The organism is Frankia umida (genome assembly GCF_023242945.1).
GTDB classification, from domain to species: Bacteria; Actinomycetota; Actinomycetes; order Frankiales; family Frankiaceae; genus Frankia; species Frankia umida.
In genome coordinates, this window is sequence record NZ_JALKFT010000008.1 from 234,054 (window position 1) to 255,362 (window position 21,309).

Here is a 21,309-nt window from a genome sequence, read left to right on the forward strand (position 1 = left end):
ACCTGCCTATTGTCCGTCCGTTCCCGTCGTGCCCGCATCTCGACAGTTCCCCGGCACCCCCACCCGGGTGGAAAACGGGACCGCCCCGGGGCCCGACCGTGTGGTGGTCGGGCCCCGGGGCGGTCAGCCGCGCGGGTGGTGCGGGTGGTGCGGTCGTGCGGGTGCCTACTTGCGGCCGAGGGAGGCGCGCAGGTACTCGCGGTTGAGGGTGGCGATGCTGTCCAGGGGGATGCCCTTCGGACAGGCGTTGGTGCACTCGCCGGTGTTGGTGCAGCCACCGAAGCCCTCGGCGTCCATGGCCTCGACGAGGTTGAGGACACGCTCGGACCGCTCGGGGGCGCCCTGCGGCAGGCTGTTGAGGTGCGTCACCTTCGCCGAGGTGAACAGCATCGCCGAGCCGTTCGGGCAGGCCGCGACGCAGGCGCCGCAGCCGATGCAGGTGGCGTTGTCGAAGGCGGTGTCCGCGATCGGCTTCGGCACGGGGGTGGCGTGCGCCTCGGGGGCGCTGCCGGTGTTGACGCTGACGTAGCCGCCGGCCCGGATGATCCGGTCGAGGCCGGACCGGTCGACCATGAGGTCCTTGACCACGCCGAACGCCACCGAGCGCCACGGCTCGACGTCGATCACGTCGCCGTCGGAGAACTCGCGCATGTGCAGCTGACAGGTGGTGGTCCGCTCACGCGGCCCGTGCGCCTGTCCGTTGATGACCACACCGCAGGCACCGCAGATGCCCTCGCGGCAGTCGTGGTCGAAGGTCACCGGGTCGTCGCCCTCGAGGGTGAGCCGCTCGTTGAGCACGTCGAGCAGTTCCAGGAAGGACATGTCCGGGTTGGCGTCGGGGACCTCGTAGGCCACCATGCGGCCGGAGTCGGCCGGGCCGGCCTGGCGCCAGATCCGCAGGGTGAGCTTCACGTTCCGCTCCTCGCGCTCTCGCTGTCGTGGTCGGGTAGGAAGGGGGAGTCTGTCGCTGCCACGTCGTGCACGCCCGCCGTCACGCGTAGTTGCGCTGGGCGAGGTGGACGTAGTCGAAGTTCAGCGGTTCCTTGTGCAGGATGGGCTGCTCGCCGGTGCCGCCGAACTCCCACGCGCCGGCGTAGGCGAAGCGCTCGTCGTCGCGGCGGGCCTCACCGTCGGGGGTCTGGCTCTCCACCCGGAAGTGGCCGCCGCAGGACTCCTCGCGGTGCAGCGCGTCGACGCACATGAGCTCGCCGAGCTCGAGGAAGTCCGAGACCCGGTTCGCCCGCTCGAGGCTCTGGTTCACCTGGGACCCGGTGCCGGGCACCTTCACCGAGCGCCAGAACTCCTCGCGCAGCTCGGGCAGGCGGCCCAGCGCCTTGCGCAGGCCGTCCTCGCTGCGGGCCATGCCACACTCGTCCCACATGATCTCGCCGAGCTCGCGGTGGAACGAGTCCACCGTGCGCTCGCCGTTGATCGACAGCAGCTTGGTGAGCCGGCCGGTCGCCTCGTTGACGGTCTCGACGACGTCGGGGTGGGCCTCGGTGACCTTGTCGAACTTGCTCGAGGCGATGTAGTTGCCGAGCATCGGCGGCAGCACGAAGTAGCCGTCCGCGAGGCCCTGCATCAGCGCGCTGGCGCCCAGGCGGTTGGCGCCATGGTCGGAGAAGTTCGCCTCACCGACGACGAAACAGCCCGGGATGGTGCTCTGCAGGTCGTAGTCCACCCACAGGCCGCCCATCGTGTAGTGGACGGCGGGGTAGATCCGCATCGGGACCTTGTACGGGTCCTCGCCGGTGATCCGGTCGTACATCTCGAACAGGTTGCCGTACTTCTCGCGGACCTTGTCCTCGCCGAGGCGGCGGATGGCGTCCGCGAAGTCGAGGTAGACACCCAGGCCGCCGGGGCCGACACCGCGACCGAGGTCGCACTGGTTCTTCGCGGCACGCGAGGCGATGTCACGGGGGACCAGGTTGCCGAAGCCCGGGTAGATGCGCTCGAGGTAGTAGTCGCGCTCCTCCTCGGGGATCTGGTCGGGGGAGCGGGTGTCGCCGGCCTTCTTGGGCACCCAGATCCGGCCGTCGTTACGCAGCGACTCGCTCATCAGGGTGAGCTTCGACTGGTACTCGCCGGACCGCGGGATGCAGGTCGGGTGGATCTGCGTGTAGCACGGGTTGGCGAAGTACGCGCCGCGCCGGTGCGCCCGCCAGATCGCACTCGCGTTCGAGTTCTTGGCGTTCGTCGACAGGTAGAACACGTTGCCGTAGCCGCCGGTGGCGAGCACGACCGCGTCCGCGAGGTAGGTGGAGATCTGCCCGGTGACCAGGTCGCGGGCGACGATGCCGCGGGCACGGCCGTCGACGACGATCAGGTCGAGCATCTCGGTGCGCTCGTGCATCTCGACGTTGCCCGCGTCGATCTGACGCGACAGCGCCTGGTAGGCGCCGATCAGCAGCTGCTGACCCGTCTGGCCACGCGCGTAGAACGTCCGGGCGACCTGCACACCACCGAACGAACGGGTGTCGAGCAGACCGGAGTACTCGCGGGCGAACGGGACGCCCTGCGCGACGCACTGGTCGATGATCTGCGTGGAGGTCTGGGCCAGCCGGTAGACGTTGGACTCCCGGGCGCGGAAGTCACCGCCCTTGACCGTGTCGTAGAACAGCCGGTAGACGGAGTCGCCGTCGTTGCGGTAGTTCTTCGCCGCGTTGATGCCACCCTGCGCGGCGATCGAGTGGGCACGCCGCGGCGAGTCCTGGTAGCAGAACTGGATGACGTGATAGCCCTGCTCGGCCAGGGTCGCTCCCGCCGCCCCGCCGGCCAGGCCCGTCCCCACGATGATCACGGAGTGGCGGCGGCGGTTGGCCGGGTTGACCAGCTTGGCGTCGAAGCGGCGCTTGTCCCAGCGCTGTTCGATCGGGACGTCCGGCGCGCGCGTGTCGGCGATGTCGTCGCCGAGCTTGAAGAACGTCATATCAGCCTTCTTCTCAGTCCACCAGGCCGGCGAGGACTGCCACCGGAACGATCAGGAATCCGACGGTGAGCAGCACGGCGAGCCCCGTGGCGATGCCGTGCACCGCCCGGTCACGACTCGGCCGGTTCAGCCCCAGCGTCTGCGCCGCGCTCCAGAAACCATGCTGGATGTGCAGCCCCAGGAAGATCATCGCGAGGATGTAGATGGCGGTGACCCACCACACGCTGAAACTCGAGACGACGTTGTCGTAGGCGGCGCCCTCGACTCCGTGCCGGTTCAACGTGAGCGAGGTGAAGTCAAGGATGTGGTAAATGATGAACAACGCCAGGGTGATGCCACCGTAACGCATGACATGCACGGCGTAGCCGGCCTTCGCCCTTTGCTTGTGGGCGTACTTGGCCGGACGGGCCTTCAGATCGCGTCGGCTGAGCTGGTAGGCGGAGACGGCGTGCAGGACGACCGCCAGCGTGAGGACGAACCGCTGGATCCACAGATACCAAGCTCCGTGCAGGACCGGTTCCCCGATCGTGCGGAGCCAGTCGGCATAGTGATCGAAATCATCACGGCCATAGAAGATCTTCAGGTTACCGAGCATGTGTGCGAGCAGGAACGCCAGCATCAGCAGGCCGGTGACGGCCATCACGGTCTTCTTGCCGATCGTCGAACGCCAGAAGTTCAACGGGGCGAAGGAGGACCGAGCGGGTCGCGCTGGGCGTGCCGCGGGCGCCGGTCGCGTCGGGGTTGTTACAGCCACGCCCGCACCCTAGAGCCGTGGCCAGCAGAGGTCCAAGACATGATAAAGCTCGAGTCCATAGTCGGGCGCTATGGAGGGCTACGCTGACGGATGTGCAGCTCCACCAGCTCGCCTATTTCGTCGCCGTCGCGGAGACCCGGCATTTCACCCGGGCCGCGCAGCGCATGCATGTGGCGCAACCCTCACTCTCCCAGCAGGTCCGGTCGCTCGAACAGGAGCTGGGAGCACCACTGTTCAACCGCGCCCGCGGCAACATCAGCCTCACCGCCGCCGGCGAGACGCTCCTGCCGCTCGCACGCCGCATCCTCGCCGACACGGAGACGGCTCGCCAGCGCGTCCACGAGCTGTTGGACCTACGCCACGGCACGGTCCGCCTCGGTGCCACCCCGAGCCTGTGCACCGGCTTCCTGCCGGACGTTCTACGCCTGTTCCACCAGCGCTACCCCGGTATCCGCCTGCTCGTCGAGGAGGGCGGCTCCCGCGACCTGATCCGCGACCTCGCCGGCGGTGACCTCGACCTCGCCCTGATCATCCTGCCGTTGCAGAGCTCCGACCCGGCCCTGGCCACCTCGCCGCTGATCCGCGAGAGCCTGGTCCTCGTGACGTCCCGGGACGAGCCACCACTGGTCACCGGCCGGCCGCTGTACGTCGCCGACCTGCGCGACCATCCGCTCGTGATGTTCCGCCGCGGCTACGACCTGCGCGACGCCACCGTCACCGCCTGCCGGGAGGCCGGCTTCGACCCCACCTTCGCCATCGAGGGCGGCGAGATGGACGCCGTGCTCGGCTTCGTCGCCGCGGGCCTGGGCAGCGCCGTCATCCCGAGCATGGTCGCCCGGCGCCTGGGCATGCGGGTCACCCCGTTCTCCCCACCCGGCCTGCAACGCACCATCGGCCTGGCCCGCCGCCGCGACGTCGAACCCACCCGCGCCGCCGTCGAACTCCAACGCGCCCTGTGGGAGTACCTGCGCGACGCCGCCACCACCGGCAACCTCCCCGACGGCACCCGTCTGCTGCGCGGCCCCGGCTCCGACCCCGCGATCTCCCTCGACTCCGACGCCCCCCTCGCCGCCCCCCTGAGCCTCGACCTCCCCGACGCCGGCTGCCCCCTGCCGTCGGTGGACGGCGGCGGCTTCGACCCGCTGGACGAGCCGTCGGTCGGTGGCCCCGGCTCCTCGGTGGCCCGCGGCCCCTGCCCCTCGGCGAAGCCCCGGCGCCGCTCCGAGATCACCACGACCAGGTAGTTCGCCGCCCGTCCCGGCGCACCCTGAACGGCCACGTCACCGAGCCGCCGAAGCCAACACCCTTCCTGCCGAGGGTTGATCGGGAATTTCGGCCTCGACACACCGAACAACCCTCGGCAGGGGGTCGAACAACCCTCGGCATGCGGCCGCGCCCAGGATGATCGGTGGCCGGTGGGGTGTGAGTGCGTCCGTTTTGTTCGGATTGGTGGGGGTGCGGGGCGGGTGGCGGGCGGGGAGATCGCTGATCGGATGGTTGGACGTGTACTGACGTTTCGGTCGGCGTTGATCTCCGGACATCTTCGGCTGTGAGCGTCGCTCGGGGCGCCGACGGGACAGCGGCGTCCACGAGGAGGAGACGCATGTCAGTCAACCGTCGACAGCTGATGGCCGGAGCTGGGACAGCAGGGCTTGGATTCGCGCTCGCCGGTGCGGTGGACGCGGTGTTCGCGGGGACGGCGAACGCGGCGACCCCGGCGGCGTTCAAGGGGTACGGAGAGCTCGTCGCGGACCCGAAGAAGGTGGTGGACCTGCCGAAGGGGTTCCGCTACACGGTGTTCTCGAAGGCGGGTAAGGACACCCTGGACGGGCCCGGCGGCGGGCTCGTGCCGGCCGCGCACGACGGGATGCGGGCGTTCCCGGCGGGGATCGGGCGCAGCGTCCTGGTGCGTAACCACGAGCTGTCCCCGGGGACGAAGGACCCGATCGTGCCGCAGCGCCCGGGGCTGGTCTACGACCCGGCGACCCCGGGCGGGACGACGACCCTCACCGTCGCGGGGGACCGGCTGCTGCGGCACGTCCCGAGCCTCGCCGGCACCTACCGCAACTGCGCCGGTGGCGGAACGCCGTGGAACACGTGGCTGACCTGCGAGGAGACCGAGGCGACCCCGGCGTCCGAGGCGGGGCTCACCAAGAAGCACGGGTACGTCTTCGAGGTCGACCCGTTCGGCCGCCTGCGTGACGACGCCCCGGTGCCGCTGACCGCGCTCGGTCGGTTCCCGCACGAGGCCGTCGCCATCGACCCGCGCGATGGCACCGTCTACCTGACCGAGGACGCCGCGAAGCCCTATGGCCTGGTGTACCGCTTCCAGCCGAAGCGGGCGCACGGTGGGCCGGGGAGCCTGCGCGCCGGCGGGAAGCTGCAGGCGTTGCAGGTCCCGGCCGTGCGGGATCTGTCCGCCGTGCGTGACCTCGGCACCAGGCTCTCGGTCACCTGGGTGGACGTGCCCGACCCGGACGCCACCACCGTCTCGGTGCGCGCCCAGTTCGACAACGCCAAGGTCACCCGGGTGCCGAAGGCCGAGGGCATCTTCTGGTCGCGCGGTGTCATCTACCTCGTGTCGAGCTACGCGAAGGTGTCCGAGGGGGCGGCCCTCGACCACTCCGGGCAGGTCTGGCGGTTCGACCCGAAGCGCGCCACCCTCGAACTGGTGCTGCGCCTCGAGGTCGGCGGACGCTTCGACTCGCCGGACAACATCACCGTCTCGCCGTTCGGCGGGATCGTGCTGTGCGAGGACGGCGACGGCGAGAACTACCTGGTCGCCCCGTCCGCGGACGGCACCCCCTACCCACTGGCCCGCAACGCCGGCAGCGACAGCGAGTGGGCCGGTGCCACCTTCTCCGCCGACGGCAAATGGCTCTACGCCAACATCCAGGGGGACGGCCTGACCGTCGCCATCACCGGCCCCTGGTGGCGCGGCTGATCCGATGTTCTACTGGTAGGTGATGAGGTCCGGCGGGGGCGTGAAGGTGAGCGTCTCCGCCGGGCTGAAGATGTTCGAGTCCTGGGTGAGGAAAAGCTTCACCCCGGTGAAGAACGGCGGCGCGGCGCGCAGCAGGGCGTATTTCTCCAGCTTGTCCGGGCGGGCGCCGAAGCCGTCGATGTGGAAGATGGTGGCCAGTTCCGGCCGGGCCACGATGTTCGCCCGGTCCGGCAGCATCGACTGGGTGAACTGGTGCACCGCGAACAGTTTCTGCGGCAACCGGTCGTGGCGCACGATCCCGGCGAGCCAGTCGGACACCTCGTTGATACCGGCGGCATCGCTGCTGCCGATCCGCTGGCCGGGAACCTGACCCGGCCCCATCTTCCATTCGGGGTCCAGGGCAAGTCCGACATCCGGTTCCCGCAGGAAACGCTCATAGCGCTTCGCCTGGTCCAGGAAACGCGCGCGGCCCGGCTGCAGATCCAGGATGAGCAGCATCCGGTGCGCGCGGGCGGCCGTCAGATACGGCGTGATCGCGTCGTCCGACAGCGTGCTGCTGTAGAGCCCGTCCGCACCCGGTGCGGCCGCCGCGACCGTGGTGATCAGCTCCATCGCCGGCTGCACCGGCCGATCACCCGCGCCGAACGGCGCCGCCGCGGCCAGTACCCGTCGCGCCGCCTGCTCGGGTGTTCCCTCGCCGAGCACGCCGAGTGCCCCACCGCCGACCGATCCGTAGTGCGCGACGATCCGGTAGTGCGGCAGCAACGTCCGCCCACCCATCGGCTCCTGCGCCATGTCGGTCCGCTGCCCGGTCGATCCCGCCGGCCCCGGATCATCGCCGTGCGCGGTCGCGCGGGACCGTCCGCTCCCGTCCCCGGCTGGCCGCGCGGCCGGTGACCGTCCGGATGCGCCGGCCGCCGGGGGGGCCGCTCCCGGTGCCACCGCGGATCCGTCGGCGGACGATCCGTCCGCGCAGCCCGTCCACAGCAGCACCGCGCTCACGATCACCAGCAGGGCGGACGCCCCCCGACGCGACACACGCCGTGGCACCCGACGCGACGCCCGCGACGCCCGTGATGCCCGCGGCGATGTCGGCACTGGTCCTGGCGCCGTCGTGTGGCGTTCCGGTGCGTCCCGATCGGCCATGTCGGCGCTTCTACCCACGAAGCGGGCGATCACCCCGTAGACGGTGCCTGTCGGCCCTGGCCGGACGGTTCGGTATCGGCGTCCACGGGCTGCCCGGAAATCCACTACCGCTTTGTATCAGGCATCTGATTGGTCTTCGAGAAACACATGAGACCGGTTTTCTTTTTGGTCGATCAATAGTTGGACGATACTTTCCGTATTCGGCCCGGAGGGGCGTGTTGTCTTCCTGTCCGCACGCCCTTTTTCTTTTTCTTCCGGTCTGGTGTGCTCCGGTTGTCGTTGGCTACACTTCGTCCTGGCAGTCGGAGATCGGACGTTTTCTAGTCGGCAAGGGACTGTGATGCGGGGACGTGTGTCGACGCGCGGTTCGCGTGACCTGGTGACGGTTGCCGGTGATGGCGACGGCGGACGAGCCAACAACCCTAGGCAAGCTGGAGGAGATATGAACAGTGTCGACATCGCACTGAAGGAGACGCTGGAGATCGGGGGCGCACTCGGAGCCGCGCTCGTCGACTTCACCAGCGGTATGACCCTCGGTACGGCTGGCAATCCCCATTCGCTCGACCTGGAGATTGCCGCCGCCGGCAACACCGAGGTGATCCGGGCAAAGCTGCGCACGATGGAAAGCCTCGGCCTCCAGGACACGATCGAGGACATCCTGATCACCCTGGGTCGCCAGTACCATCTCATCCGCCTGTTGCAGAGTCATTCCGGCCGTGGCCTTTTCATCTACCTGGTGCTCGACAAGAGCCGCTCGAATCTCGCCCTCGCCCGTCATCGCCTGCGCTCCATCGAAGGCCAGCTCGACGTCTAGACCTGTACGCGACGCCGTGTTCGGTGCGCCTCTCGGTCGGCCTGTTCGGTTGCCGGGCGGGCAGACTGGGAGCCGACAGACTCAGGCTCCCGGTCGGCCGAGGAGGCGCGATGGTGACATCGAGCGATGGGGCGTCCACCATCGCGGACGGACCGACGCTGCACATCCGCGGGACGGTGCTCGTCGGGCCGACGGAGACGCTCGACGAGGTGTGGGTCATCAGCGGGCGGATCAGTCTCACCGCACCCCTCGGCGACGCCGCCCGCGATGTGCGGACCGTGACCGGCTGGGCCCTACCCGGCCTGGTGGACGCGCACTGCCACGTCGGCCTCGACGGGCACGGCGCCGTCGACCAGCCCACCGCCGAACAGCAGATCCGCACCGACCGTTCGGCCGGCGCCCTGCTCCTGCGGGACGCTGGCTCCCCGGCCGACACCCGCTGGGTCGACGAGCGTCCTGACCTGCCGCGACTCATCCGGGCCGGCCGGCACATCGCCCGCACCCGCCGCTACATCCGCAACTACGCGGCCGAGGTCGAGCCGGACGATCTCGTCGCCGAGGTGCTCGCCCAGTCCGCCCGCGGCGATGGCTGGATCAAGCTCGTCGGCGACTGGATCGACCGTGACCTCGGTGATCTGGCCGCCTGCTGGCCACCGGAGGTCGTCAGGGCCGCCATCGACGCCGCCCACGCCGCCGGAGCCCGCGTCACCGCCCACTGCTTCGCCGAGGCCGCGCTCGCCGACCTCGTCGACGCCGGCATCGACTGCGTCGAACACGCCACCGGACTCACCGAGCAGACCATCCCCCTGTTCGCCGAGCGTGGCGTCGCCATCGTTCCCACCCTGGTCAACATCGCCACCTTCGAGAACATCGCCCGCGGCGCCGAGGCGAAGTTCCCCGCCTACGCCGCGCACATGCGCGACCTGCACGCCCGCCGTTACGAGACCATCGGCGCCGCCTGGGACGCCGGCATCCCCATCTACGTCGGCACCGACGCCGGCGGCAGCCTGCCCCACGGGCTGGTCGCCGCCGAGGTCGCCGAACTGCACCGCGCCGGCCTTCCCACCGACGCGGCCCTCGCCGCCGCCACCTGGTCCGCCCGGGCCTGGCTGGGCCATCCCGCCCTCACCGAGGGTGCCCCCGCCGACCTCGTCGTCTACCCCGAGGACCCCCGCGCCGACCTGGGCGTCCTCGCCGCCCCCGAGCTCGTCATCCTGCGGGGACGTCCGATCGCCGGGTGATCGTCGTTCGTCACCCGGCCTGGCCATGGCCGGTCCGGTCCGGACCGCTCGGGCCTGGGCCGGACCGCTTGGGCCTGGGCCGGACCGCTTGGGGTCGGGGTCGGTCAGAGCTTCGTGCCGAAGACCTGGGTCCAGTAGGTGCCGTGTTCGCCGCCGACGGCGTAGCCGACGCCGATCTCGCGTAGCTGCGGCAGCAGGATGTTCGCGCGGTGACCGGGGCTGTCCATCCAGCCGGCGACGACCTCCTCGGCGGACGTCTGACCCGCGGCGATGTTCTCGGCGACGCGGGAGTAGCGGTAACCGAGCGCGGTCACCCGGTCGGAGACGGTGCGTCCGTCGGGGCTGGTGTGGGCGAAGAAGCCGCGTCTGGCCATGTCGGTGCTGTGCCCGTCGGCGGCCGCGGTCAGCACCGGGTCGATGCTCAGCGCCGAGAGCCCGGCCCGTCCGCGTTCGAGGTTCGTCAGCGTGACGACCTGGGCGAGCATCGGCGGGAGGCCGTCGCCGAACGACGCCGCCCCACCGTGCCAGGCGGGTGCCGCGCCGGACCTGAACCCCACCGGCTGGTGCGCCCCGCCCGGCGACCCCATCCCGGGTGGGATCCGAACGGATGATGTCGGCGCCGGCCCGGGACCAGACGGGGCCTGGGACGGGGCCTGGGGTGGCGACAGCGGCCGGATCGCGGGGGGCGACGGGGCGGCCGGTGGGGGTGCGGCGGCGCGACCGTCGTCGTCGACCACGACCCCGAAGTCGCGGGCGAGGCCGGCGAGCCCGTCGGCGTAGCCCTGGCCGACGGCGCGGACCTTCCAGTCCTGCCCACGGCGGTAGATCTCGACCAGTGTGAGAACGGTCTCGCGGGACAGCGGCGGCGGGGTGAAGTGGACCAGCAGGGTCCCCCGCAGGTTGTGCAGGGTCACCACGGGCGGCGGTAGCTGGCCGAAGGAGGAGGTGTCGTCCCTGGGGCTGGCCGCGAGCACGACGCGTTCGGCGCCGGGGCGCAGCGCCGCCGGATCGATGGTGATCTCGGTGTCGGCCAGGGTGACCCCGGGCGTGCGTGGCTGGTTGTAGAAGACGAAGTCGTCGTCGCCGCTGACCTTGCCGTTCACCGAGACGACCAGCGCGCACAGGTCGAACGGCCCGCGCAGGCGGACCAGGACGGGGCCCGGAGGCAGCGGCGCGTTCGCGCCTGGCACCAGCTCAGTCATCCGTCCCACTCTCGTCCGCCGGACCGGGCAGGCGCCACGTCCGTCCCTTCTAGGTGTACCGGGTGAACAGCGGCATCACCATCCCCGGTCCGGGCGACGACACCCTACGAACTGGTGCGCGTGCCATCCGGGGGATGGCCCGCCCGGGCGCCCCCGTCCGTGGTCGCCGTTGTGGGCGGTTTGCTTGTCTGGCCCGTTCGGAGGGTCGTACCGTCACGTCCGTTGCCGTGATCGGGAATCCAGGTCTCCTGCCGACCTGCCCCGACCAGGCCACGCGCGATCGGGCATGATCAGGTAGGCCCTGGTGTGATCGGGCGTGGTCGGGATACGGCGGTGGGGGGAACCGCCGGGGGATAACGGTAGGGCGCGGCCGGGAGGCACGCGTCCAGAGCAGATGTGGACCGGTCGTGGACGACGTCATGGGTTTCGCCCTGCTCAGTCTTGGTTCTGGTGCGCTCTACGCACTGGTCGCCGCCGGGGTGGTGGTGATCGCCCGTGGCGCCGGCGTGCTCAACATGGCGCAGGGCGCGCTGGTCGCCTGGTCGGCCTACGTCCTGCATGGGCTGCACGGGCCATGGGGGCTGCCCCTGCTGCCCGCGGCGGTGCTGGCGGTGGCCTCGACCTCGGCGATCGGTGTCGCCTTCCACATCCTGGTGATGCGCCCGCTGCGGGAGGCCACGGCACTGCTGCGGCTGATGGCGACCCTCGGGCTACTGATCATCCTCGAGTCTTCGTTGACGCTGATGTTCGCCGGCGCCGTGCGAACGTCCCCGGCGGTGCTGCCCCGCGGCAGCGTGGAACTGGCCGGCACGGACATCGAGGTCAGCATCTTCGTTCGGCTCGGCGCGGTCGCGGTGCTGGTCGGGGCGTTGTGGGCGGTGTTCCGGTTCACCACGCTGGGGCTCGCCGCGACCGCCGCCACCGAGAACCCGCGGGCCGCGGAGACCTTCGGCTGGTCGGTGGACGCGCTGGCCGCCGCGGCCTGGGGTGTCGGCGCGGGCCTCGCGGGCCTCGCCGGTGTGCTGCTCGCGCCGCTGCAGAACCCGCTGTCCTCGGCGAACCTGCTGCTGCTGATCGTGCCGGCGCTCGCCGTGGCCCTGATCGGACGGTTCCACTCGTTTCCGGTGGTGCTCGTCGGCGGGCTCGTCCTCGGTCTGGTCGAGGTGGAGACCCAGTACGAACTGGTGGCGCATCACCCGTTCTGGCGGGGCGTCGACCGGGCCATCCCGCTGGCCGTCATCGTCTTCTACCTCGCGGTGCGTGGCCGTGGCCTGCCCGAACGGGGCCATGTCGCCGAACGTCATCCGGTGCTCGGCAGTGGACGGGTCCATCCGCGCGCCCTCGCCGTCGTGCTCGCGGCCACGCTCGCCGCGGTGTGGTGGGTGCTGCCCACCGACTGGGTGGACGCGCTCGACGCGAACGCCCTGTGGGCGCTCATCCTGCTGTCGGTGGTGGTGCTGGTCGGGTTCACCGGGCAGCTTTCGCTCGGGCAGCTGGCCTTCTCCGGTATCGCCGCGCTGATCGCCGGACGCCTGGTGGCGACCCGTGGCTGGCCGCTGGAGGCGGCGATGGCCGTCGGTGTCGCCGGGACCGCGCTGGTCGGACTGCTGTTCGCGCTCCCGGCACTGCGCACCCGGGGGCTCCAGCTGGCCGTGGTCACGCTGGGCCTCGGTGCGGCGGTCGACGCGCTGCTGTTCCAACGGGGCTACCACTCGCCACCCCCCGACGGGGCCGGTGGGCTTGGCTCGCTGTTCGGTGACCTGGCCCGTCCGGAGGGGACGGTGGTGGGCCACCAGCGTTTCCTGGGGGTGCGGCTGGACCCGCTGGGTGATCCGCGGGGCTTCGCGACCCTGTCGGTGGTCGCGTTCGTGCTCGTCGCGCTCGCGGTGGCCAACCTGCGCCGGGGCCGGGCCGGACGCCGCCTCATCGCCGTGCGTACCAACGAGCGGGCCGCGGCGGCGCTGGGCATCAGCGTGGTCGGCGCCAAGCTGTACGCGTTCGCGCTCTCGGCGGCGATCGCCGGATTCGGCGGTGTGCTCTACGCGTTCTACCTGTTCGGCGAGAACGGCAACATCGACTACGGCCATGGGAACTTCGCGCCGTTCCCGTCGATCCTGCTGATCTCCTACGCGGTGGTCGGCGGGGTGGGGTGGGTCAGCGGCGCGTTCACCGGGGCGCTGCTCGCCCCCGGGGCCCTGCTGGCCCGTGCGGGGATGGCGCTGGGAGGGTGGATCAGTCGGCTCGGATGGCTGCTTCGGGTGCTGCTCGCCGCGGTCGGTGGCCTGCTGGGTTTCGCCGGGATGGCGGCGCTGCACCGCGATCCGCGCACCGCGTACCGCCTGGGCGCGGGGCACCGCCTGGTCGGCCCAGGCGCCCGCCGCCCGCTGCTCTGGCTCGGCGCCGTTCTCGGTGCGGCCATCGCGGCCCTGCTCAGTGGCGCGTTGCGACATGTACTGACCCATCCGGACCGGTACGTGCCGCTGATCGGCGGGATCATCCTCGTCGTCGTCCTGTCCCGCTCCGGAGGTGGGATGGCGCCGGAGAACGCCCGCGCTGCCGCCGCGCTCTACGACCGCTTCGTCCCGCGCGCCGCCGAACGCCGCAGCCGCGCCGACGCCACCCGCCTGCACCGCGCCCTCGGCCCCACCCCCCGGTCGGACGAGGGCACCGGCCCGGTGAGTACGGCCGGGTCGCCGGGTGCGGGCTGGTCGGGGCGGGGGGGCCGATCGGGGGAGCCGGCGACGTTGTCGGTGTGGGGGCTCACGGTCCGGTTCGGGGCGGTGGCAGCGGTGCGGGATGTCGATCTGCGGGTCGAACCGGGTCAGGTGATCGGCATGATCGGCCCGAACGGCGCGGGCAAGACGACGGTGATCGACGCGATCACCGGCTACACGCCGTCCACCGTGCGGTCGATGACACTGGGCGACATCAGGGTGGACCGGCTGTCCGCGCATCGTCGGGCCCGGGCCGGGATCAGCCGGTCGTTCCAGAACCTCGAGCTCTTCGACGACCTCACGGTGCTGGAGAACATCCAGGCTGCCAGTGATCGTCGCGACGCCGCCGCCTATCTCACCGATCTGGTGCTGCCGCGGTCACGTCCGCTGCCGGCGCCGGCGCTTGCCGCCATCGACGCCTTCGGCCTGCGCGACGATCTGCTGCGTACCGTCTCCGACCTGCCCTACGGACGTCGTCGTCTGCTGGCGATCGCCCGCGCCGTCGCCGCGGGACCGGGGGTGCTGCTGCTCGACGAGCCGTGCGCGGGACTGGACGAGTCCGAAAGCGCCGAGGTCGCAGCCCTGCTGCGCCGGCTCGCCGACGACTGGGGACTCGGCATTCTGCTCAACGAACATGACATGGATGTGATCATGGGAGTCTGCGACCGGGTCGTGGTGCTCGACGCCGGCGAACTGATCGCCGAGGGGCCACCCGCCAGGGTGGCCGCCGACCCACGTGTGCGCACCGCCTATCTCGGCGACCCGGGTACCGACGAGCCGGCGACCCCTCACCGTCCGTCGTCCTCGTCGGGTGCGGTCTCCTCGGCGATGCTCTCGTCGCCAAGGCCGACCCGGGTGGAGAAGGTCTGATGGCCCGCCTGCTGTCGCGCGGAGCCACGGGCCCGGGTGCGAAGGCGTCCCGGGGCCGGGGTGCCGGGGCTGACATCAGCGGCCGGCCGGTGATGCTGGCCGCCCGCGGGCTGTCCGCGGGGTACGGGGCCGGGCCGGTCGTGCGGGACCTTGACCTGGAGGTCCGGGTGGGGGAGGTCGTCGCCCTGCTGGGCCCGAACGGGGCGGGCAAGACGACGACGCTGCTGGCCCTCGCCGGCGCCCTGGTCCCGATGGGCGGTGCCGTCCACATCGATGGGAAGCCGTCCCGGGCGCCCCTGCACGAACGGGCCAGGCAGGGGCTGAGCCTGGTGCCGGAGGAGCGTTCGGTCGTGATGAGCCTGACCGTGCGGGAGAACCTGCGGGTCGGGCGGTGCGACCCCGACCTGGCCCTGGGGATCTTCCCCGAACTGGGCGAACACCTCGACCGCCGGGCCGGTCTGCTCTCCGGCGGGCAGCAGCAGATGGTCGCCCTCGCCCGGGCCCTCGCGCGACGGCCCACGATCCTGCTCGCCGACGAACTGTCCCTCGGTCTCGCCCCCCAGATCGTCCAACGTCTGCTCGGGGCCGTGCGCGCCGCGGCTGACGCCGGGCTCGCCGTCGTCCTCGTCGAACAGCACGTGCGCAGCGCCCTGGCCATCGCCGATCGGGTCCACGTGCTGCGCCACGGCACGGTGGCCTGGTCCGGGACGGCTGCCGAGGCGAAGGCCGACCGCGACCGGCTGCTCGGCGCCTACCTGCCCCTCGACACACCCTGACCGTCACCTCACGTCACCGTCCACCCACCCATCCACCTGCGGGGCGGGATGCGAGGGATGCCGCCCGGTGCTCTCCGTGCGGGTGGAGGAGACGGTTCGAGGACGGCGGCGGGGCGGGAGCTAGCCGGCGGCGCGGCGCAGGATGTCGAGGCCGTTGTAGGTCTCGTTCCCCAGGGAGACGAAGGACTTCGAGGCACTGTCCCAGCGGGCGCCGCGCAGGGTCGAGTTGAAGATGCGCTCGGCTCCGGGGATCGGGGTGGGAGTCGTCAGGTCCAGCGGGGGGATGATGCCGCCGAGGTCGAGGTTCCTCGTCCTGTTCAGCTGGGCGAGCAGGCTCGCCGCGGTCAGGTCGCCGGAAACCTGGTTGCCGACCTTCTCGGCGATCTGCACGGACAGCCAGGCGCCCGTGGTGGACGTGCTCGAGCGCAGGGCCGGGGCCGCGTCGGCGTCACCGGTGGCCTGCTCGGCGTCGAGTTCGCGGACCATCCGGGCCACCTCGGGGTACTGGCTGGTCTGGCTGAGTTCGGGGAACGCGGTGGCGACGACGAGACGGTCGGCGGCCGAGCCGAGTGTGGCCAGGAAGGTCGGGGAGAGGGTGCCGGCGGCGTGGCAGGTGCGGACCTGCTGGCCGGACTTCGCGATGACGGCGTAGGCGGCCTGGTCGAACACGACGAGGACCGCACCGTCCGCGCCGGAGCGGGACAGCTGGGTGATCGTCGGTGCGAAGTCACTGGTGGTGATCGGAATACGGATCTTCGGGTCGATCGGGTGGCCCACCGCCTTGCCGCCACCGACGGCCATCGTGATCAGACGGTCGCTGGCGCTGAGGTCGTACCCGACCAGACCGATGTGCGTGGCGCCGGCCTTGGCGAGCAGGCTCGGGCAGACCGCCGGGTAGAAGGTCAGGGGGCTGATGACGAAGCTGATCGGCGAGCTGAGTTCGGAACCGTCCGCGGAGACACCGGCCGAGCCGATCGACGGGATGCCGGCCTTGGCCAGGATGGGCATGATCCCGCCGGACCCGCTGATCTCGCCGACCACGGCCAGCACGTGTTCGTCCACCGCCCGCTCGGCGCACTTCTTCGCGGTGGCGGCGTCGTTGCGCTCGTTGCAGTGCTCGAGGACGACCGGGTGCCCGCCGATGCCGCCGCGGGCGTTGACGCCACGCACGGCGGCCTTCGTCGCGGCGACCATGTCGGGATAGTTGGTGCCGGCGGTACCCGTCGGCGCGATGATCATCAGCTTGACCGGCGAGCCCTTGGCTCCGCCCGAACCGGACGTCGAGCCACTCGAGCCAGCCGAGCCGTCCGAGCCGGAACCGCCACCGCAGGCGGCCAGTGTGGCCGCGAGAACGGCGGCCACCGCCGTCACGGCCAGCCTGCCCAGCCCGGATCGTCCTCGCACCCTGCCGCCTCCTCGTTCGTGTCCTGGCCGCGCTGCCCGAGAGCAGCGACCGTGCGCCCGGGATGCCCCCTACGGGGACTACACATCTGACTACCTCGATAACCCGACAGGAGCGTCGAGCACCGGATGTCGCGTCGCGGGTAGCACCTCTGGGCTACGCACACGCCATGTGATGGCACGCCGAGGCCACGGTGCGAAGCCCCGGATGACGCAGCGGGTGATGCGCCACCGAGGTTCCGTCACGGTAGACCGGCGCGATCCCCGCGCGATCAGGGGGGTGAACTTCCGCGGTGCGACCGGCGCACCCGGCGCGGGCCCCGGCGCTGGCGCGTCAGGGCCCGCGGGCGGCGAGGACCGCGGCGGGTTCAGATGACCTGGGACCAGGCGTAGGTGAAGCCCATGATCTGGTCGACGAGGGTCTCCAGGGCGTTCGCGGTGGTCTGGTCGGTGAGGCGGCCGTCGGCGTCGGCGATGGTGGGGGAGGCCGAGGTGTCGAGGGTGATGCCCTGGGGCGTCGGCCAGCCGCGCAGGGAGTGGACGGTCGAGCGCAACGCGGTCATCGCCGTCCCCGCCGAATGGGCGTTCGGGGCGGTGACGATCAGCCCGACCGGCCGACCGTCGAGGTAGGGGCGGGGTGCGCCGTGCAGATCGTCGAGGTAGTCGAGGGCGTTGCTGACCAGACCGGAGACCCTGCCGTGATGCGCGGTCGTCGCGAGGACCAGCGCATCGCACTGCTCGACGGCGGCCAGCAGCCGCAGTGCCCCCGGCCCGCGCTCGGGTCGCTCGGGGGCGTACATCGGCAGATCGAGTTCACCGGACCCGAACAGCAGCGTCTCCGCCCCGGCCTGCGCCATCGTGCCCAGCGCGCCGGCGAGCAGCCACTGGGTGAGCGAGTTGGGCTGGGTCGTGCCACCAAGCCCGACGATCATCGGACGCCGTCGCCGGGTCCGCACCGTCCCCAGGCCCCCGGACGCCATCCCGTTCAGCCCACCACCAGGCATCCCGCCCAGGCCCGGCCCGGACGCCGAGATCGCCCCGAGATCGCTCGCGGTCAGTGTGCCCAGTGGGCTGGCCGCCCCGCCCCCTATCCCACTGTCGGACGGTCCAGCGCCGAGCCCGCCGCCTGGTCCGGTCGGGCCGGTGCGGCGGGACGTCCGCGTGGGCAGTGGGCGAGGCGCCTCGGACGCGGCCAGCGGACCTGTGTCGCCCGCGTGCTCGCCCGACTCGCCCGACCCGCCTCCCGACGACCACCCCGCGCCGTACGAATCCCCCACGACCCCTCCTAGGTCCCTGTGCCCGGCCGTTTCACGTGTGTCCGTCGGTTACCGGTCACCCTCGGACGACCGAACCCCCACCTTCGTTCCTATCGGACTCGTGGAGATCGTGCACCGACGGGGGGTACGGGTTACTATCCCGGCCGGAAGTTTCGAGACCTGGACAGTCCGGTGTCAAGGTCGCGGCGAATTCGCAATGTGATCTTCTTGTTGGCTTGTGCAGGTCCGCCGCCGGTCAACAAAAGGCGTTTCGCCGGCCCCGCGGATCCCGCCGGGTTCGCCTGTTTCAGTCACCTGAGCTGGTCCGTCAGGTATCGCGTCGGCCGTGGTGACTGTCGCGCCGGCCCGAACATCGCCCGCGGTCGCACAGTCCAACTCATCGCTCGGGTGGCAGGCCGGTTCGTCCACGACGCTGTCGGAGCACCCGCCGGTCGGCTCGCCCGCCGGCTCGACGCCCAGCAATGGTGACGGACGGTGGCCGCCGTGGTGGCCGTGGCCCGCGCGGCGCAACGCCGGGGGGAAGACGCGGGCGCCGGAGCCGTAGGCGCCGACCCAGTCGTTCGGATTGGAGATCCGGCAGCGGCGCAGCGACAGACAGCCGCAGCCGATGCAGGCGTCCAGGCCGTCCCGCAGCGCGGTGAGCGCCTCGATCTCCTCGTCCAGCCGGGATCGCCAGCGGCGCGAGATCACCGTCCAGTCCGCCTTGGTGGGGGTGCGGGAGTCGGGGAGGGCGGCCAGCGCCGCGGCGACCTCGTCCAGGCTCAGGCCGACCGCGGTCGCCGCCCGGATGAACGCGAGTCGGCGCAGCACGTGTCGCTCGTAACGCCGCTGTCCGCCGCTGGTGCGGGTGGCGGTCAGCAGGCCCTGTCGCTCGTAGTAACGCAGCGCGGACGGCGCGAAGCCGCTTCGTGCGGACAGGTCGCCGACGGTCATCAGGTCGGTGGGAAGCATGGCCCCAGTGTAAGGAGGTGAAGTTGAGTTCAGGTTTATGTTTTTGCCGAACCTGTGCCGCCGCCGGCCGGTTCCTCCGGCGCACCCGCGGCTGGGGGTGTGCCACCCGGCTGGGGGTGCGGTCGGCCGGCGGGCGGCGATCCGGGTGCACTGTGATCCGTGTTGCAGGGCCCACGCCGGACCGGCCCGGCGGCGCTGCGTGGTGTGTCACACCGGGGTCGTGGCCTCGGCGCGCGGTTGCGGTACGGCTGCCCATCCGGTCAGCTGGTGAGCACATCGTGGTCGAGGGAACTCCCGGGGTAGTCGTTCGAGGGTCGTACGGGCGGGCCGGTGCGCCTGGACCGTCCGCGCCGACCCGCCGGGGTGGTCCACACAGGCCCGCGTGCCCGCGCCCGCCATGGCAGGCTGTCCAAGCGATGGACGACACCACGCATCGGCGGTTCAACCCGCTCACCGGTCGCTGGGTCCTGGTCTCCCCGGGCCGTGTGCGCCGCCCGTGGCACGGCGGCCAGGATGCCCCCGTCCTACCGTCGCCAGCCGCCCACGACCCGCACTGCGACCTGTGCCCCGGCAACCGACGCGCCGGTGGCGCCCGTAACCCCGACTACCGCGGCACGTACGTCTTCACCAACGACTTCCCGGCGCTTCAGCCCGCACCGAACCCCACGCCTCCCCCCGGCCCCGACCCCGGTCCCGGCCACATCGTCGAGGATCTCCCGCTCCCGTCCCAGCCTCCGGCGTCGACCTCGCCATCGGCCGCGCCGACCAGCTCCGCCACCGGGTCCGTCCCGGCACCCGGCGTCGTCGCGCGGGAAGCCCTCCTCGCCGCCTCCGACAGCCCCGCCGCCTCCGACAGCCCCGGCACGTCCGGCAGCCCCGGCACGTCCGACGGCGCCGCCGGGCGGGAAGGTGTCGCTGGCGTCGACCGTGTCGCGCGGGCGAGCGACGTTCCCGCGGTCGATCCCACCGGGTCCGGGCTGCTGCGTAGCGCGCCCGCGCACGGGACCTGCCGGGTCATCTGCTTCGGCCCCGATCACGGCCGGGGACTCGTCGACATGTCCCACGCCGAGGTGCGCGCCGTCGTCGAGACCTGGGCGGCGCAGGACGCCGAGCTCTCCCGCCGGTGGCGTTGGGTGCAGATCTTCGAGAACCGCGGGACGGCGATGGGCGCGTCGAACCCGCATCCGCACGGCCAGGTCTGGGCCTGTGACGCGCTGCCCGACGAAGCCGCCGCCGAGGACACCCACCAGCGCGAGCACTACGCCCGGTCAGGTCGGTCGCTGCTGCTGGACTACATCCGCGCCGAAACGGCCGCCGCCGAACGGATCGTCCTGGACGAGGAGGACTGGCTGGTCGTGGTCCCCTACTGGGCGATGTGGCCGTTCGAGACCCTGCTGCTGCCGCGCCGTCCCGTCACCCGCCTCGCCGAACTGGACGACACCCAGCGCAGCGGCCTCGCCCATGTCCTCGGCCGCCTGCTCACCGGCTACGACGCCCTGTTCGACTACCCGTTCCCGTTCTCCATGGGATGGCACGGCGCCCCCGGCCCGCATCCCACCGTGACCAGGGTCGGCGCGGCGGAGCGCCCCGAGACCGTCTGGCAGCTGCACGCCCATGTCTACCCGCCGCTGCTACGGTCACCGACGATCCGCAAACACGTCGTCGGCTACGAGATGTTCGCCGAGCCCGCACGCGACATGACCCCCGAGGACGCCGCCGGCCGCCTGCGCACGGTGATGTCGGCCTCCTGGGACAGCGCGGTGACCCTGCCACCGTCCGGCCTGACCATGGCCCAGGTCGCCGCCCTGTCCAACGCCTCGCCCGGCCCCGTCCGCCTCCCGTGACCCCCCACCCTCCGCACGGGCCAGCGGATGGGCCCGGTACGTGGAAGGCATGGTCGTCCAGCTCGCCGCCGCGGGCGTTGACCTGACTGCCTGGCACGGTGCGTTGACCAGCGACATACCTGTGGGAGCCGGGCTGTCGTCGTCCGCCGCACTCGAACTGGCGGTGGCGGTGGCGGGTCTCTCCCTGGCCCGGACGGGCCAACAGGGCACGACCTCTCCCGACGCGCCGTCACGCATGCCGCCGACGGTGCCGCCGATGGACGGGTCAGGACTGGCCCGCGTGGTGGATGTGGTGGAACTGGCCCGATGGGGCCAGCGGGCGGAGAACGAGTGGGTCGGCGCGGCCACGGGGCTACCAAGTTGCGGGCGAGTGCTTCGGTCTTCAGGCCGGGGGTGAAGGCCCGCTCGGGAAGGCCGCTTCGCGGTCTGAGCGTGTTCTAGGCCGG

16 protein-coding genes are annotated in these 21,309 nt (G+C 71.6%); 8 read left to right on the forward strand and 8 right to left on the reverse strand.

Features of this window, described 5'->3' with window-relative positions:
- Positions 1 to 165: 165 nt before the first annotated feature.
- The 3 genes from MXD59_RS10985 to MXD59_RS10995 form a co-directional block, all read right to left on the reverse strand.
- On the reverse strand, positions 166 to 912 hold the full coding sequence (locus MXD59_RS10985) for a succinate dehydrogenase/fumarate reductase iron-sulfur subunit (protein ID WP_163550417.1): 747 nt from the start codon (positions 910 to 912) through the stop codon (positions 166 to 168).
- Positions 913 to 991: 79 nt separating this feature from the next.
- Positions 992 to 2,929: a fumarate reductase/succinate dehydrogenase flavoprotein subunit gene (locus tag MXD59_RS10990; RefSeq protein ID WP_163550416.1), complete on the reverse strand. Its 1,938-nt coding sequence runs from the start codon at positions 2,927 to 2,929 to the stop codon at positions 992 to 994.
- 13 nt (positions 2,930 to 2,942) lie between these two features.
- A complete protein-coding gene (locus MXD59_RS10995) occupies positions 2,943 to 3,608 on the reverse strand; it encodes a succinate dehydrogenase cytochrome b subunit (RefSeq protein WP_372512033.1) in 666 nt (221 codons plus the stop codon).
- A 167-nt stretch (positions 3,609 to 3,775) separates the two neighbouring features.
- On the opposite strand from MXD59_RS10995, the gene MXD59_RS11000 reads away from it, so the two are divergent.
- Entirely contained in the window at positions 3,776 to 4,927 is a 1,152-nt protein-coding gene (locus MXD59_RS11000; RefSeq protein ID WP_248824584.1) for a LysR family transcriptional regulator, read from the forward strand.
- 359 nt (positions 4,928 to 5,286) lie between these two features.
- Positions 5,287 to 6,627 (forward strand): alkaline phosphatase PhoX, encoded by a 1,341-nt coding sequence (locus MXD59_RS11005; protein ID WP_248812499.1) that lies wholly within the window; start codon positions 5,287 to 5,289, stop codon positions 6,625 to 6,627.
- 9 nt (positions 6,628 to 6,636) lie between these two features.
- On the opposite strand, the gene MXD59_RS11010 is transcribed toward MXD59_RS11005, so the two are convergent.
- Positions 6,637 to 7,677 (reverse strand): hypothetical protein, encoded by a 1,041-nt coding sequence (locus tag MXD59_RS11010; protein ID WP_248824585.1) that lies wholly within the window; start codon positions 7,675 to 7,677, stop codon positions 6,637 to 6,639.
- Positions 7,678 to 8,215: 538 nt separating this feature from the next.
- On the opposite strand from MXD59_RS11010, the gene MXD59_RS11015 reads away from it, so the two are divergent.
- Positions 8,216 to 8,587 (forward strand): hypothetical protein, encoded by a 372-nt coding sequence (locus MXD59_RS11015; protein ID WP_248812497.1) that lies wholly within the window; start codon positions 8,216 to 8,218, stop codon positions 8,585 to 8,587.
- Between the two features lie 110 nt (positions 8,588 to 8,697).
- Positions 8,698 to 9,828, forward strand: a complete 1,131-nt coding sequence (locus MXD59_RS11020; protein WP_248824586.1) for an amidohydrolase family protein — start codon at positions 8,698 to 8,700, stop codon at positions 9,826 to 9,828.
- A gap of 104 nt (positions 9,829 to 9,932) precedes the next feature.
- Here MXD59_RS11020 and MXD59_RS11025 read toward each other — a convergent pair whose 3' ends face one another.
- Entirely contained in the window at positions 9,933 to 11,030 is a 1,098-nt protein-coding gene (locus tag MXD59_RS11025) for a CAP domain-containing protein (RefSeq protein WP_248824587.1), read from the reverse strand.
- A gap of 407 nt (positions 11,031 to 11,437) precedes the next feature.
- On the opposite strand from MXD59_RS11025, the gene MXD59_RS11030 reads away from it, so the two are divergent.
- Positions 11,438 to 14,614, forward strand: coding sequence for an ABC transporter permease subunit (locus tag MXD59_RS11030; RefSeq protein ID WP_248824588.1), 3,177 nt, complete (start codon positions 11,438 to 11,440; stop codon positions 14,612 to 14,614).
- A complete protein-coding gene (locus tag MXD59_RS11035; protein ID WP_372512031.1) occupies positions 14,614 to 15,390 on the forward strand; it encodes an ABC transporter ATP-binding protein in 777 nt (258 codons plus the stop codon). The genes MXD59_RS11030 and MXD59_RS11035 overlap by 1 nt, the downstream gene beginning before the upstream one ends.
- A 120-nt stretch (positions 15,391 to 15,510) precedes the next feature.
- Here the strand turns inward: MXD59_RS11035 and MXD59_RS11040 are convergent, their stop codons facing one another.
- The 3 genes from MXD59_RS11040 to soxR form a co-directional block, all read right to left on the reverse strand.
- A complete protein-coding gene (locus MXD59_RS11040) occupies positions 15,511 to 16,794 on the reverse strand; it encodes an ABC transporter substrate-binding protein (protein WP_248824589.1) in 1,284 nt (427 codons plus the stop codon).
- A gap of 365 nt (positions 16,795 to 17,159) precedes the next feature.
- On the reverse strand, positions 17,160 to 18,068 hold the full coding sequence (locus MXD59_RS11045) for an NADPH-dependent FMN reductase (protein ID WP_248824590.1): 909 nt from the start codon (positions 18,066 to 18,068) through the stop codon (positions 17,160 to 17,162).
- 174 nt (positions 18,069 to 18,242) lie between these two features.
- Positions 18,243 to 19,019, reverse strand: coding sequence for a redox-sensitive transcriptional activator SoxR (gene soxR, locus MXD59_RS27765; RefSeq protein ID WP_504858350.1), 777 nt, complete (start codon positions 19,017 to 19,019; stop codon positions 18,243 to 18,245).
- A 416-nt stretch (positions 19,020 to 19,435) separates the two neighbouring features.
- On the opposite strand from soxR, the gene galT reads away from it, so the two are divergent.
- Entirely contained in the window at positions 19,436 to 20,863 is a 1,428-nt protein-coding gene (galT, locus tag MXD59_RS11055) for a galactose-1-phosphate uridylyltransferase (RefSeq protein ID WP_248812491.1), read from the forward strand.
- Positions 20,864 to 20,912: 49 nt separating this feature from the next.
- Positions 20,913 to 21,260, forward strand: coding sequence for a GHMP family kinase ATP-binding protein (locus MXD59_RS11060; RefSeq protein WP_283096671.1), 348 nt, complete (start codon positions 20,913 to 20,915; stop codon positions 21,258 to 21,260).
- The last annotated feature ends 49 nt before the right edge of the window (positions 21,261 to 21,309 follow it).